Consider the following 12,857-nt stretch of genomic DNA (forward strand, 5'->3'; position numbering starts at 1 on the left):
TTAGCTGGCGTGCCGCAAGCTCACGCCGCTGCCCTTGTCGAACAGCACCACCTTGTCCTGATTCCAGGCAAAGCGCACCGGCTGCTCGATCTGGACATCGGTTCTGGCCGGCACCGTGGCGCGCAGCGTCGTGTCGCCGACCCGCAGAGTCAGGATCTTTTCCACGCCATGGTTCTCGACATCGTGGACGCGTGCCTCGACCGGCGCACCGCTTTCAAGATACACATCCTCAGGTCGAATACCGAAGACGAGCGGGCGACCGTCGGTCGCACCGCCCGCCTTGGCACCCCCAGAGAAAGGCAGTTCGAAATTCAGCGGCGCCATCACCGCGCGGCCGTTGACCAGCTTGCCATCGATCAGGTTCATCGGCGGCGAGCCGACGAAGCTCGCCACATAGGTATCGCGCGGATTGTTATAGATCTCGTGCGGCGTGCCGGTCTGGATGATGCGGCCATGGTTGAGCACGCCCACCTTGTCGCCCATCGACATCGCCTCGATCTGGTCGTGGGTGACGAACAGGAAGGTGGCGCCAAGCTGGATCTGCAGGTTCTTCAGTTCCGTGCGCAGCGCCTCGCGCAGTTTGGCGTCGAGCGCCGACAGCGGTTCATCCATCAGGAACACGCGCGGCTTGCGCACGATGGCGCGCCCGATCGAGACGCGCTGCATTTCGCCGCCTGAAAGGCGGTCAGTCTTGCGGTCGAGCAGATGCTCGATCCGCAGTGTCTTGGCCGCCCGCGCAACACGGTCCTTGATCTCGGCATCCGGCAGCCGACGTATCTTCGGCTTCAGGGGAAATTCGAGATTTTCGCGGACCGTATAGCGCGGATAGAGCGAATATTGCTGCAGCACGAGCGCCACGTCGCGCTCGGCCGCACCCCAGTCGGCGACGTCGACGCCGTCGATGAACACCTGACCCTCGGTCGGCTTTTCCAGACCCGCGATCATGCGCAGCGTCGTCGTCTTGCCGGCGCCGGTCTCGCCGAGCAGCACGAAGAACTCGCCATCGGCGATCTCGAGATCGAGCCCGGCCAGTGCGGTGTGGTTGCCGAAGCTCTTGGAAATATTCTTGAGCTGGATATGAGCCATCAGAGCCTCACCTCAAGCGACTTGCCGCTTGCCGTGTCGAAGAAATGTGCCTGCGTCGGATCGATCCTGGCGAAGACCTTTTCGCCCGGGCCGCCGACGAAGCCGCTCTTGGTGCGCGCGCGCAGCATCTTGGAGCCGACCTTGAGATCGACAATGTCGAACGAGCCGAGCGGCTCGACGATCTGTGTCTCGACCGGCAAGAAACCCTCCGCCGCTTCATGGCGCACCAGCACGCCTTCGGGCCGGATGCCGAGCGCCAGCTGGCCGCCGGCATGGCCGTTGAGCTTGGACAAAAGCGTGCGCGGAAATTCGAAGCCGGCGGCAGCGCCACCGACGGTGACCGAGGCCGCCGATGCGGTCTCGGCGATCGCCGCATCGGCGACGTTCATCACCGGGCTGCCGACGAACTGCGCCACGAACAGATTGGCCGGATGCGAATAGACCTCGTCGGGCGAACCGACCTGCTGCAGCACGCCCTCATGCATGATCACGATGCGGTCGGCGAGGCTCATCGCCTCGATCTGGTCGTGCGTGACATAGATGGTGGTCGAGCCCTGTTTGATGTGCAGCCGCTTGATCTCGGCCCGCATCTCTTCGCGCAGCTTGGCGTCGAGGGCGCCGATCGGCTCGTCCATCAGCATCGCCTTCGGCCGCCGCACCAGAGCCCGGCCGATGGCCACACGCTGCATGTCGCCGCCCGACAGCGCCGACGGCTTCTTGGCCAGCAGTTCCGTGATCTGCAGCGTCTTGGCGACCGAGCGCACCTCGCTATCGATCTCGGCCTTGCTCTTGCGCGTCGCGCGCAAGGGAAAAGCAATGTTCTCATAGACGCTCATATGCGGGTAGAGCGAGAACGACTGGAACACCATGGCGATGTCGCGGTCGGCGGCCTTGAGGTGTTGCACCGGCTTGCCGTCGATGAGGATGTCACCGCCGTCGATCGTCTCCAGCCCGGCAACCGCCCTCAATGTCGTCGTCTTGCCGCAACCCGACTGACCGAGCAGCACGATGAACTCGTTGTCGTCGATCTTGAGGTTGAGGTCCTTGATGACCTGGACCGCACCGAAGAATTTCTGGACGCCGCGAAGCTCAATCTGGGTCAATGCTCTGCTCCCGGATTGCGCACCTGGCCGGTACCGGCCTTCTCCGCCGGCGCGATCTTCGAGGTGATGTTGAAGCCGATCAAGCCGATCAGGATGATGGTCACGCCATAGCTGTGCAGCAGCAGGTTCCACGGCTGGCAAAGCGCGTTGATGCCGAGGACCATCAGCACCTGAGACCCCGGTTCGAGATATTTCTGGTTGATGGCTCGAAAGCTCATTTGCGGATCGCTCCGAAGGACATGCCGCGCAGCAAATGGTTGCGGAGCAGGAAGGTGAAGATTGCGACCGGCAGCAGGAACAGGAAGGTTCCGGCGGCGATCACCGTCCAGTCGGGCAGGCCGGCGCCGACCTGGCTGGGGATGAAGGGCGGCGCCGTCTGGGCGCGGCGGTTGGTCATGATCAGCGCGAAGGCATACTCGTTCCACGCCGTGATGAAGCAGAAAACCGCGGTCGCGGCGATGCCGGTGGCGGCCTCCGGCAGCACGATCTTGAAGAAGGCTTCCATGCGGGTGTAGCCGTCGACTAGCGCTGCCTCTTCATACTCCTTCGGGATCTCGTCCATGAACCCCTTCATCAGCCACACCGAAAAGGACAGGTTGAAGGCGGTATAAAGGATGATCAGCCCGATATGGGAATCGTTGAGGCCGACGGCCCGGTACATCAGGAACATCGGGATCGCGACCACCACCGGCGGCAGCATGCGCGTCGACAGGATGAAGAAGAGCAGATCCGCCTCCCCCTTCACCTTGAAGCGCGAGAAGCCGTAGGCGGTGAAGGTACCCATGCCGACAGCCAGCACCGTCGAGGTGATGGCGATGATCAGCGAGTTCATGAAGCGGCTCGGATAGCCGGACCATTGCACCTGGCCCTTGCCGTCGCGCACGATCTTTTCACCGCCGTCAAACACGACACGTTCCCACCAGGGTGCCGCCGCATACTCTTCCGGCGACGGCGGGTTGCGCATCTGCGAGCGCTTGGTGAACAGCTTGACGAACGGCGATATCTCGGGCTGGAACACCACCGTCGGCGGGATGGTCGTGGCAAGATTGCGCGGCTTGAACGCCGTCGAGGCGATCCAGTAGATCGGCGCCAGGAAGATGATCGTCACCAAAAGGACGGCGACGATGGCGACGCGATTGAAGCCTATTTCGGAAGAAGTGCGGACGGCGGCCATCTCAGCGCTCCTTCACCTTGTTGAGGTACTTGACGTAGATGTTGGTGATGGCCAGCACCATGATCAGCACGATGTAGGCGAGCGCGCAGGAGCGCCCGGTCTGCCATTCCTGGAACGCCATCTTGTACAGCCGGATAGAGATCAGCTCGGCCGTCGGCTGGCTGGTCAGGATATAGGCGAGGTCGAAGGTCTTGAACGCTTCCATGGTGCGGAAGATGACCGCGATCATCAGGATCGGCGCGACCAGCGGCAGCGTGATGCGGAAGAAGGTGTAGAACGGTCCGGCGCGGTCAATCGCCGCTGCTTCGTAGAGATGCTTCGGCACCGCCGAAAGGCCGGCCAGCGACAAAAGCATGACGAAGGGCGACCACATCCAGATGTCGGTCAGCGCAACCGCATAGAGCGCCATCTTGGGATCGGCCAGCCACTCGAAATTGCCGAGGCCAAGCGCATAGTTGATGACCCCCCATGACGGATCATAGAGCAGTTTCCAGAACAGACCGACGACGGCCATCGACAGCATCATCGGCAGCAGCAGCAGCGTTGTGATGAGACCCTTGAGGGGAATATCCCGGTTGAGCAGCATGGCCACGCCGAAGCCGACGAGCAGCTGACCCGCGACCGAGATGATGACGTACTTCGCGGTGATGGCGAAGTTGGACCAGACATAGGGATCGTTGAGCAGATCGCGATAATTCTGCAGCCCGACGAAATTCGCCGGCGCGTTGGTCGACGCGCGGAAATCGGTGAAGGAATAGCCCAGCGAATAGATCAGTGGGAAAATATTGAAGACGATCAGGAACAGGATCGTCGGGATTATGAAGAGGTTGCGGATCGACATGTCGCTCAAGCCGCGTGCAGCGGCCCGCGAGGAAGTGTCCAGCGTGGTGATCATCGTGGTCGCCAAGACCCTGCTCCCGTTTCGGAAAAAAAGAACGGAGGAGGCACGGATGCCTCCTCCGCGAGAAAAGCTGCTTATTGGCCGCGGCCGTATTTCTTGAACGTCGCGTTCCAGTCGCCTGCGAGCGCGTCCAGCGTTTCCTTGGCGGTGCCTTCGCCGCCGATCATGTAGGGATAGACGCGCTGGTTGAGCTGCTGCAGCAGCTCGGCATATTCCGGCACCGCCCAGAAGTCCTTCACCTTGAACATGGTCTCGTAGAAGGCCTTGTTGTACGGCGTGGCGTTCTGGAATTCGTCCGACTTGAGCACGGCGGCGCTGCAGGTGTAGCCGCCGAGCGCTGCCCACTTCTTCTGGGTCTCGTCCTTGATGAACCATTCAAGGAACTTCGTCGCCTCTTCCTGCTTCTTGGAGTAGGAGACGATGGAGATGCCCTGACCGCCGAGTGCGGCGAACTGATCGCCGTTCGGGCCTGGAGGATTGGCGAAGAAGCCGGTGTTCTTGGCGTTCGGGTTCGACGCCTCGTTGATCAGCGAGGGGAAGAACGCGAAGTAGTTCATGCTCATCGCGGCCAGGTTTTCGGTGATCGCCTGGTTGTCCTCGACGAAGAACGACTTGGCCCAGCCCGGAGGCGTGAACGTGTAGAGTTCCTTGTAGGCGTCGAGTGCGGCGATTGCCTTGTCGGAGTTGATGAAACCGTCGACCTTGTAGGTCTTGTAGTCACCCAGTTCGCCGCCGAAGGAGAACAGCGCGTTTTCGAAGCCCATCGCCATCGCGTCATAGGAATTGTCGGTGTAGATGGCGATGCCGTATCGCTTCTGATCCGGCCGATAGAAGAACTCCGCGATGTCGCGCAGCGCCTTGAAATCCTTCGGCACGTCGAGATCGTAGCCGTATTTGGCCTTGAAGGCTTCCTTTTCCTTCGGGTCCTCGAACCAGTCCTTGCGATAGGACCAGCCGACAGCGTCGCCTTCGAGCGGGATCGCCCAGTACTTGCTGCTGCCGCCCGGATACTCGGCGTAATATTTCACCGTTGCCGGCGCCATCACTTCGCCAAGCTTGTGCTTGTTGAAGAAGTCGGTCAGGTCGACATAGTGGCCGCCGGTCGAGCCGGCGCCGAGCCATTGCGAGTCGCCGACGACCATATCATAGGCGTCGCCATGGGCGTTGAACTCGGTGAAAGCCTTGGTCTGGAAGTCGGACCAGGGCGTGGTTTCCACCGTGATCTTGACGCCGGTTTCCTTCTCGTACTCGTTGCCGAGTTCCTGCAGGTAGTTGGCCGGATCCCATTCCGCCCAAAAGATGGTGAGCTCCTTGTCCTGCGCGTAGACGGACGTTCCGCAGGCAAGTACTAAGCCGATACCAGCAAGCAGGCTGGTCATTGTCTTGCGCATAATGATTTCCTCCCTTGTGCGCATTCTACCTTGTCATGAGAGCCGGCGGTGAAGCCGGCCCTGGTAGTTCCTCCCGAGATCGCACCTTTCCGGTTCCAAGCCTCCTCGCTTTGCCGGAAAATGGATCGCAGCTCTCACTTTCGATCCGCTTTTTCTGTCCTGATCTGGTATTACCAATTTTGGATAGCCGTCAAGCTCTTTCTTGGATCACCACCGGACCTTGTATAACCGGATTTTTCATGTATCCGACTGTTTTCCCTGAATTTTCCTACTCGTTGATATAGGAGAGCCTTGTTTCGGCACTGCCATCCCGGTTAACATCAATAGTGGGCATCCAAATCTGGTCGAACCAGATTGGCGCTATTTCGCCAATGCCGCCGTCGGGGCCGCATCGATTTCAGCCGTTGATTCCGCCACCGCGGCGCGCACAAGGGCGCCCGCCGCCCATTGCGCGACCGACCGCGTGCCGCGGCTATCGAGCCCCCATATATCCTTCAGCACGATCAGCACTTCGACGCCGAACATCATCGACAGCGCCTGCGCCAGGCGCTTGAACTCGCGCGGCGGCAGCCGGCCCTTGAGCGGTGCGATGGCATCCTTCAGCAGCTGGACGCGATGTCCGCGCGTGAATTGCGGCTCGCCGCCCAACGTGCCCGCCTGCCGCTGCGCCCATTGGTCGAGCGACAGTTTCAGCGCCGCCTTGAAAGTTGCCTCGAAAGCCTCGATGCGCGGCATGGCGGTATCGAACAATTCGGCAACGCGCCGCCCGGCATCGGTGGACGTCGATTGCCAGGTCAGGATCGGCCCAAGCCCCTCGTCAACCACCGCCTGCACCAGGGCTGCCTGGCTGGGGAAATAGCGATAGGCGGTGGCGCGCGACACTTGCGCCGCCTCCGCGACTTCGCTGACCGACGGGGTGACGCCCGCCTGCATCAGCCGCGTCGCCGTCTTCAGCATCAGCCGTTTTGTGCGGGCCCGTGGGCCGCGTTCTGCAGCCTCGTTGGCGTCGTCGTTCCCAGCGGCTTGTTGACGTGAGACTTCCATGTCAATACGATACGCGCGTCTCAAAAAATTGCAATGACCTTTGCCCACCGAAAGGCCGGCAAAGGGCGACAGGCGGCCCGGCGCCGGTCGGCCGGTGACGGGAGAAACGCGATGAAGCGCATCTACGTGGTGGGCACAGCCGACACCAAGGGCGAGGAACTTGCCTTCCTGGCCGATGCTATTGCCGCCACCGGCAGTTCGGTTGCCCGCGTCGACATCGGAACGCGCGGTGCCACGGTGCCGGTCGATATCCCGGCCAGCGAGGTCGCGGCGCATCATCCGGGTGGAGCCAGTGGCGTGCTCGGCATCGATGATCGCGGCACGGCAGTGGCCGGCATGAGCGCCGCCTTCACAAATTTCATTCAGTCGCGCGACGACATATCAGGCGTGATCGGCATTGGCGGCGGCGGCGGCACGTCGATCATCACTGCCGGCATGCGCGCGCTGCCGCTTGGGCTGCCCAAGATCATGGTCTCGACGCTCGCCTCCGGCGACACCGCGCCCTATGTCGACGTCTCCGACATCATCATGATGCCATCGGTCACCGATATGGCGGGACTGAACCGGCTGTCACGCGTCGTGCTGCACAATGCGGCGCAGGCAATCGCCGGCATGGCCGCCAGGCCGGCGCCGACTGCCACCGGCAAGCCGGCACTCGGGCTCACCATGTTCGGCGTCACCACGCCTTGCGTGACCGCCATCGCGGATCAGTTGCGCGCCAACTACGACTGCATGGTCTTCCACGCCACCGGAACCGGCGGCCGCTCGATGGAGAAGCTCGCGGACTCGGGCCTGCTCGCCGGCGTCATCGACATCACCACGACGGAAGTCTGCGACCTGTTGTTCGGCGGCGTGCTGCCGGCGACGGAAGACCGCTTCGGCGCTATCGTCCGCACCAAGCTGCCCTATGTAGGCTCGGTGGGCGCGCTGGACATGGTCAATTTCTGGGCGCCGCCGACCATTCCCGAGAAGTTTAGGGGCCGGCTGTTTTACGAGCACAATCCCAACGTCACGCTTATGCGCACCACGGCGAATGAATGCCGCGGCATAGGCGAGTGGATCGGCACCAGGCTCGCTCGCTGCGAGGGCCCTGTGCATTTCCTGATCCCCGAAAAAGGCGTCTCGGCACTCGACATCGAGGGCGGCGCCTTCTTCGACCTCGAAGCCGACGCCGTGCTGTTCGATGCCATCGAGCGCACCATCAGGCCGAGCGCCACGCGCCGCGTCACACGCCTGCCGTTGCACATCAACGATCCGGAATTTGCCAAAGCCGCAACCGCGGCCTTCCTCGACATCGCCAGATAGTGAGAGTCAACAAATGCCCGCAATACCGCGCAAGGACATATTGAAGAAGTTCAAGGCGATGATCACCGACGGCGTGCCCATCGTCGGCGGCGGCGCCGGCACCGGCTTGTCGGCGAAGGCCGAGGAAGCCGGCGGCATCGACCTCATCATCATCTACAATTCCGGCCGCTACCGCATGGCCGGGCGCGGCTCGGCTGCCGGCCTGCTCGCCTATGGCAACGCCAACGAGATCGTCAAGGAAATGGCCTACGAGGTGCTGCCGGTGGTCAAAAAGACGCCGGTGCTGGCCGGTGTCAACGGCACCGATCCCTTCGTCATCATGCCGCTGCTGCTTGCCGAGCTGAAGACGATGGGCTTTTCCGGCGTGCAGAATTTCCCGACCATCGGCCTGTTCGATGGCAGCATGCGCCAGAGTTTTGAGGAAACCGGCATGGGCTTCGGGCTGGAGGTCGACATGATCGCCGAGGCGCACAAGCTCGATCTTCTGACCACGCCCTATGTCTTCAACCCCGACGAGGCGCGCGCCATGACAAAAGCCGGCGCCGACATCGTCGTTGCCCATATGGGGGTGACGACCGGCGGCTCGATCGGAGCCACGTCGGCCAAGTCGCTCGACGACTGCGTGGTCGAGATCGACGCCATCGCCTACGCGGCGCGCTCGGTGCGCAAGGATGTCATCCTGCTTTGCCATGGCGGGCCGATCTCGATGCCGGATGATGCCCGCTACATCCTCGACCGCTGCAAGGGCCTGCACGGCTTTTATGGCGCGAGTTCGATGGAACGGCTGCCGGCTGAAGCCGCGATCGCCAGGCAGACGGCGGATTTCAAGGCCGTCACGCCGCACGACCAGAAGAAAAAGAAGGGATGAGATCATGACCGACAAGAGCAAGGTGTTCGTATACCCGAAGGACGTGAGCGCCTTCGGCTTTGACTGGGGCAAGCTGTCGCTGACGGTGGCGCCTGAAGTGAATGGCGCTGAGCGCTTTTCCGGCGGTGTCGTCGACCTGCCCTCAGGCAAGGGCCATACGCGCCACAACCATCCCGGCGCGGAAGAGATCATCTTCGTCATCTCAGGCAATGGCGAGCAGATGGTCGAGGACGAGGAGGGCAATCCGGTCGTCGCCAAGGTCGGCCCCGGCTGCACCATCTATGTGCCGGAAAGCCGTTTCCATTCGACGCTGAATACCGGCGATGGGCCGATGCAGCTCTTCGTCGTCTATTCGCCGGCCGGACCGGAACTGGTGCTGCGGGAGCTGCCGGATTTCAGGCTGATCCCGGCGGGGAAGTAATCGCGAAGGCCCCCTTCATCCGGCCGCTTCGCGGCCACCTTCTCCCCGAGGGGGAGAAGAGGCAGAAGCCAGCGCCGGCGCAAACTCCTCTCCCCTCGGGGAGAGGTCGGATAGCCCCGAATTGCCCTTCGCAATTCGGATGGCAATCCGGGTGAGGGGGTAGCGCCGAGCTAGGCTATCCCACCTCTATTCCACCCCCGTGCCCGATCCCCAAACATCACATACCCCGCATCCGTCACCGCCAACGTGTCCTCCAACTTGATGAACCCCCGCGTCGGGTGAAGCATGGTCGTCTCCACCGACAGCACCATGTTTGTCTCCAGCGGCTTGGCGGCATAGGTGCCTTCATAGGTCACCGGATGGTTGGTCATCAGGAACGGCGCCTCATGCGTGATCAGGCCCATGCCGTGGGCGAAGAAATCCGTGTAGGGCGCGACCTTGGAGGCCTTCAGCACACCCTCGGCATGCGAAATCATGTCGCCGCCGATGGTGCCCGCCCTCACCTTCGAGAACGCCGCCTGCTGCACCGTCTCGACCTCGGCCAATAGATCCTCAAGCTCGGCATCCGGTTCGCCCAGAATGCCCATGCGGCAGAGATCGCCAATATAGCCGTGATAATTGCCGCCGGAATCGATCGACAGCACTTCGCCCTTTTTCCACGCCTGCGGTGACGCCGCGCGGTTGTGGCTGGCGCCCAACGTCAGCAGGCAATATTCGAAATGCGCGCCGCGATTGGTTTCTTCGCGCCGCAGATGCTCGATGATCTCCGCCTTGGTCGTGCCTTCATGCGCCCACTGGATGGTCGCCAGCATGGAATCCGTGATTAGCTCGGAGGCAATACGCAGCTTTTCCAGCTCGGCGTCCGTCTTGATGGCGCGCATGCTCTCCAGCATGCCGGTCGCGTCGATCAGCCTGGCATCCGGTAACGCCATGCGGATCAGCGCATAGGCGTCCGACGGCAGGAAGGCCGGCTCGATGCCGATGCGGGCGCCTGCCTTGCCGATTTTGCTGATGTGCTCAACCGCAAGATTGGCAGCATCGAGCGTGCCCCAGCAGGCGGCATGCAGCGTCGGCGTCCAGAATGGGTTGTTCTGGTGCTCGGCGCCTTCCATGCGGTTGCCGATATAGGCGGCATGATCGGGCCCACCCTTTTCATAGACGACGACAGGCAGGTAACGGCTATGGCCGATCGCATCCATGGCGGCAAAGAAGATGAACTTGTAGCCGCCGAGCAGATACTGCGTGTTGTGCTTGGACGTCGCGAGCAGAACATCGATGCCGGCCTCTTCCATCAGCCGGTCGACCCTCGCCTGGTCGAACGGGATATTGCTGACGGCGCTCTTGCCCGGGGCAATGTTCATTGTTCTCTCCCTGATTTCCGTGGGATCGCCGGTCGTGCAGCGGCCGATCCCTTGGCTTTCGATCAAATCTGCACCATTTTGTTCACTCTGGTCCAGCCAGAAACAAGGAAAGTAGCTTCGGCAGGCAGTCACCAAGTCGTCATTGCTGCACATGAAGGCAATCTGGTCCTACCAGAATGTCAAAATGAAAGGCCCACCTCTAAACTGGTCCAGCGGACGAAAATTTCAAAGCCAAGCAAAGATGCGCCAATTCCGTCTCTGGCGAAACCCTTGGCAAGGGCCATAATCGCCGCGAGGATACTGGCGGGTGCGGCCAGCTTCGAGGGATGCGCCCATCTGGTCGCGGAGAGGACGGAGGTTGATCATGTCGGATATTTCCAGACGCACGCTGCTTGGCGGCTCAGTTTTACTGCTGGCCTCCACCGCCATGCCCACATTCAGCTGGGCGCAGACGCCGAAGAAGGGCGGCCGCCTCGTGCTTGCCGCCGATTCCGAGCCGCGCAACCTCAATCCGGCCATCGTCGCCTCCAACGGCGTCTTCTTCATCTCCAGCAAGATCGTCGAAACGCTGGCCGAAGCCTCGTTCGAAGGCAAGGACGGACTGGAACCCCGCCTTGCGCTCTCCTGGGAAGGTGCTGCCGATGGGCTGTCGGTGACCTTCAAACTGCGCGACGGCGTCAAGTGGCATGACGGCGAGCCGTTCACCTCGGCCGACGTCGCCTTCTCCGCGCTGCAGATCTGGAAGCCGCTGCAAAATCTCGGCCGCACCGTGTTCAAGGATCTGGCCAGCGTCGACACCCCTGACGATCTGACCGCCGTCTTCAAATTCGCCAAGCCAACGCCGTTCCAGCTGATCCGCAACGCGCTGCCGGCGCTGTCAAGCGTGGTGCCGAAGCACATCTACGAGGTCGGCAAGATCGAGGACAACCCGGCCAACAATGCACCCATCGGCACCGGGCCGTTCAAGTTCGGCGAATACAAGGCCGGCCAGTATTACAAGCTGACCAGGAATGCGGATTACTGGGCCAAGGACGAGCCGTATCTCGACGAGATCATCTACCAGGTGCTACCCGACCGCACGTCGGCTGCAGCGGCGCTCGAGGCCGAAGAGATCCAGCTCGCCGCCTTCTCCGCCGTGCCCTTGGCCGACCTCGACCGCATCTCCAAGGTGCCGGGCCTGAAGGTGATCTCCAAGGGCTATGAGGGGCTGACCTATCAGCTCGTCGTCGAGATCAACCATCGCCGCAAGGAACTGGCCGACGTGAAGGTCCGCCAGGCGATCGCGCATGCCATCGACAAGGACTTCGTCGTCAAGACGGTGTTCCTCGGCTATGCCGCCACCGCCACCGGCCCGGTGCCGAAGAACGATCCGCAATTCTACACTGCCGACGTGCCGATCTATCCATTCGACGTCGCCAAGGCCAACGCCTTGCTCGACGACGCGGGGTACAAGCGCGCCGATGACGGCAAGCGTTTTGCGCTGAAACTCCTGCCGGCGCCCTATTTCAACGAGACGAAGCAGTTCGGCGACTATCTGCGCCAGGCGCTGGCGGCAATCGGCATCGACGCCGTGATCGTCAACAACGACTCGGCCGCGCACATCAAGGCCGTCTACACCGACCACACCTTCGACCTCGCCGTCGGCCCGCCGGTGTTCCGCGGCGACCCGGCGATCTCGACCACCATCCTGGTGCAGAGCGGCATTCCCGACGGCGTGCCGTTCTCCAACCAGGGCGGCTACAAGAACGCCGCGCTCGACGCGCTGATCGCCAAGGCTTCGGAGACGCTGGATACGTCAGCGCGCACCGACCTCTACAAGGAATTCCAGAAACAGGTCGCGGCGGACCTGCCGCTGATCAACGTCGCCGAATGGAGCTTCATCAGCGTCGCGCGCGATACCGTGGGCAACATCGCCAACAACCCGCGATGGGCGGTGTCGAACTGGGCGGACACCTATCTGGAATCGTGACACATTTGCGCGGATGAAAGTTCGCAAAGAAATTGGTGTGAAGGCATGGCGTAGGGCCGCGTTTCATCACACCCCCCTCTGTCCTGCCGGACATCTCCCCCGCAAGGGGGGAGATCAGCAGCTTCGCTGTCGCGTACATTCGGCATCGAAGATTGGCGAAGGCAGAGGCGACATCCAATCTCCCCCCTTGCGGGGGAGATGTCCGGCAGGACAGAGGGGGGTGCCTAGACACCG

Annotated in this window: 12 protein-coding genes; 4 read left to right on the forward strand and 8 right to left on the reverse strand. The window is 62.1% G+C overall.

Annotated elements, in window-relative coordinates:
• The 7 genes from NKK52_RS20695 to NKK52_RS20725 all read right to left on the reverse strand — a co-directional run bounded on the left by NKK52_RS20695 (position 1) and on the right by NKK52_RS20725 (position 6,699).
• Positions 1–1,086, reverse strand: coding sequence for an ABC transporter ATP-binding protein (locus tag NKK52_RS20695; RefSeq protein ID WP_023683001.1), 1,086 nt, complete (start codon positions 1,084–1,086; stop codon positions 1–3).
• The gene (locus tag NKK52_RS20700) at positions 1,086–2,189 is read right to left on the reverse strand and encodes an ABC transporter ATP-binding protein (protein ID WP_023683000.1); all 1,104 of its coding nucleotides are present in this window, start codon (positions 2,187–2,189) and stop codon (positions 1,086–1,088) included. The genes NKK52_RS20695 and NKK52_RS20700 overlap by 1 nt, the downstream gene beginning before the upstream one ends.
• On the reverse strand, positions 2,186–2,407 hold the full coding sequence (locus NKK52_RS20705) for a hypothetical protein (RefSeq protein WP_023682999.1): 222 nt from the start codon (positions 2,405–2,407) through the stop codon (positions 2,186–2,188). Before NKK52_RS20705 ends, NKK52_RS20700 begins: the two co-directional genes overlap by 4 nt.
• Positions 2,404–3,363 carry a carbohydrate ABC transporter permease gene (locus NKK52_RS20710; RefSeq protein ID WP_023682998.1) on the reverse strand — a complete coding sequence of 320 codons (960 nt, stop codon included), beginning with the start codon at positions 3,361–3,363 and terminating at the stop codon, positions 2,404–2,406. Before NKK52_RS20710 ends, NKK52_RS20705 begins: the two co-directional genes overlap by 4 nt.
• A 1-nt stretch (position 3,364) precedes the next feature.
• Positions 3,365–4,270: a carbohydrate ABC transporter permease gene (locus NKK52_RS20715; protein ID WP_023682997.1), complete on the reverse strand. Its 906-nt coding sequence runs from the start codon at positions 4,268–4,270 to the stop codon at positions 3,365–3,367.
• 68 nt (positions 4,271–4,338) lie between these two features.
• Positions 4,339–5,655, reverse strand: coding sequence for an ABC transporter substrate-binding protein (locus tag NKK52_RS20720; protein ID WP_023682996.1), 1,317 nt, complete (start codon positions 5,653–5,655; stop codon positions 4,339–4,341).
• A 360-nt stretch (positions 5,656–6,015) separates the two neighbouring features.
• A complete protein-coding gene (locus NKK52_RS20725; protein WP_023682995.1) occupies positions 6,016–6,699 on the reverse strand; it encodes a TetR/AcrR family transcriptional regulator in 684 nt (227 codons plus the stop codon).
• Between the two features lie 111 nt (positions 6,700–6,810).
• Here NKK52_RS20725 and NKK52_RS20730 point away from each other — a divergent pair, with 111 nt between their 5' ends.
• The 3 genes from NKK52_RS20730 to NKK52_RS20740 are packed head-to-tail and all read left to right on the forward strand — an operon-like array spanning position 6,811 to position 9,293.
• Entirely contained in the window at positions 6,811–8,004 is a 1,194-nt protein-coding gene (locus NKK52_RS20730; protein WP_023682994.1) for a Tm-1-like ATP-binding domain-containing protein, read from the forward strand.
• A 13-nt stretch (positions 8,005–8,017) separates the two neighbouring features.
• Positions 8,018–8,872 (forward strand): phosphoenolpyruvate hydrolase family protein, encoded by an 855-nt coding sequence (locus NKK52_RS20735; RefSeq protein WP_023682993.1) that lies wholly within the window; start codon positions 8,018–8,020, stop codon positions 8,870–8,872.
• Positions 8,873–8,876: 4 nt separating this feature from the next.
• The gene (locus NKK52_RS20740; protein ID WP_023669853.1) at positions 8,877–9,293 is read left to right on the forward strand and encodes a cupin domain-containing protein; all 417 of its coding nucleotides are present in this window, start codon (positions 8,877–8,879) and stop codon (positions 9,291–9,293) included.
• A 170-nt stretch (positions 9,294–9,463) separates the two neighbouring features.
• On the opposite strand, the gene NKK52_RS20745 is transcribed toward NKK52_RS20740, so the two are convergent.
• The gene (locus NKK52_RS20745) at positions 9,464–10,654 is read right to left on the reverse strand and encodes a M24 family metallopeptidase (protein ID WP_023682992.1); all 1,191 of its coding nucleotides are present in this window, start codon (positions 10,652–10,654) and stop codon (positions 9,464–9,466) included.
• Positions 10,655–11,018: 364 nt separating this feature from the next.
• Here NKK52_RS20745 and NKK52_RS20750 point away from each other — a divergent pair, with 364 nt between their 5' ends.
• Complete coding sequence (locus NKK52_RS20750) at positions 11,019–12,623, forward strand: ABC transporter substrate-binding protein (protein WP_084633967.1); 1,605 nt, start codon at positions 11,019–11,021, stop codon at positions 12,621–12,623.
• Positions 12,624–12,857: the final 234 nt, after the last annotated feature.

The sequence above is a fragment of the Mesorhizobium sp. C277A genome, assembly GCF_040324395.1.
In the GTDB taxonomy this organism is placed as follows: Bacteria; Pseudomonadota; Alphaproteobacteria; order Rhizobiales; family Rhizobiaceae; genus Mesorhizobium.

Bases quoted from the DNA above. Each gene is read 5' to 3' on its own strand.
- NKK52_RS20710 (WP_023682998.1), bottom strand. From the start codon at position 3,363: ATGGCCGCCGTCCGCACTTCTTCCGAAATAGGCTTCAATCGCGTCGCC.
- NKK52_RS20725 (WP_023682995.1), bottom strand. From the start codon at position 6,699: ATGGAAGTCTCACGTCAACAAGCCGCTGGGAACGACGACGCCAACGAG.
- NKK52_RS20730 (WP_023682994.1), top strand. From the start codon at position 6,811: ATGAAGCGCATCTACGTGGTGGGCACAGCCGACACCAAGGGCGAGGAA.
- NKK52_RS20740 (WP_023669853.1), top strand. From the start codon at position 8,877: ATGACCGACAAGAGCAAGGTGTTCGTATACCCGAAGGACGTGAGCGCC.
- NKK52_RS20735 (WP_023682993.1), top strand. From the start codon at position 8,018: ATGCCCGCAATACCGCGCAAGGACATATTGAAGAAGTTCAAGGCGATG.
- NKK52_RS20720 (WP_023682996.1), bottom strand. From the start codon at position 5,655: ATGCGCAAGACAATGACCAGCCTGCTTGCTGGTATCGGCTTAGTACTT.
- NKK52_RS20745 (WP_023682992.1), bottom strand. From the start codon at position 10,654: ATGAACATTGCCCCGGGCAAGAGCGCCGTCAGCAATATCCCGTTCGAC.
- NKK52_RS20750 (WP_084633967.1), top strand. From the start codon at position 11,019: ATGTCGGATATTTCCAGACGCACGCTGCTTGGCGGCTCAGTTTTACTG.
- NKK52_RS20705 (WP_023682999.1), bottom strand. From the start codon at position 2,407: ATGAGCTTTCGAGCCATCAACCAGAAATATCTCGAACCGGGGTCTCAG.
- NKK52_RS20695 (WP_023683001.1), bottom strand. From the start codon at position 1,086: ATGGCTCATATCCAGCTCAAGAATATTTCCAAGAGCTTCGGCAACCAC.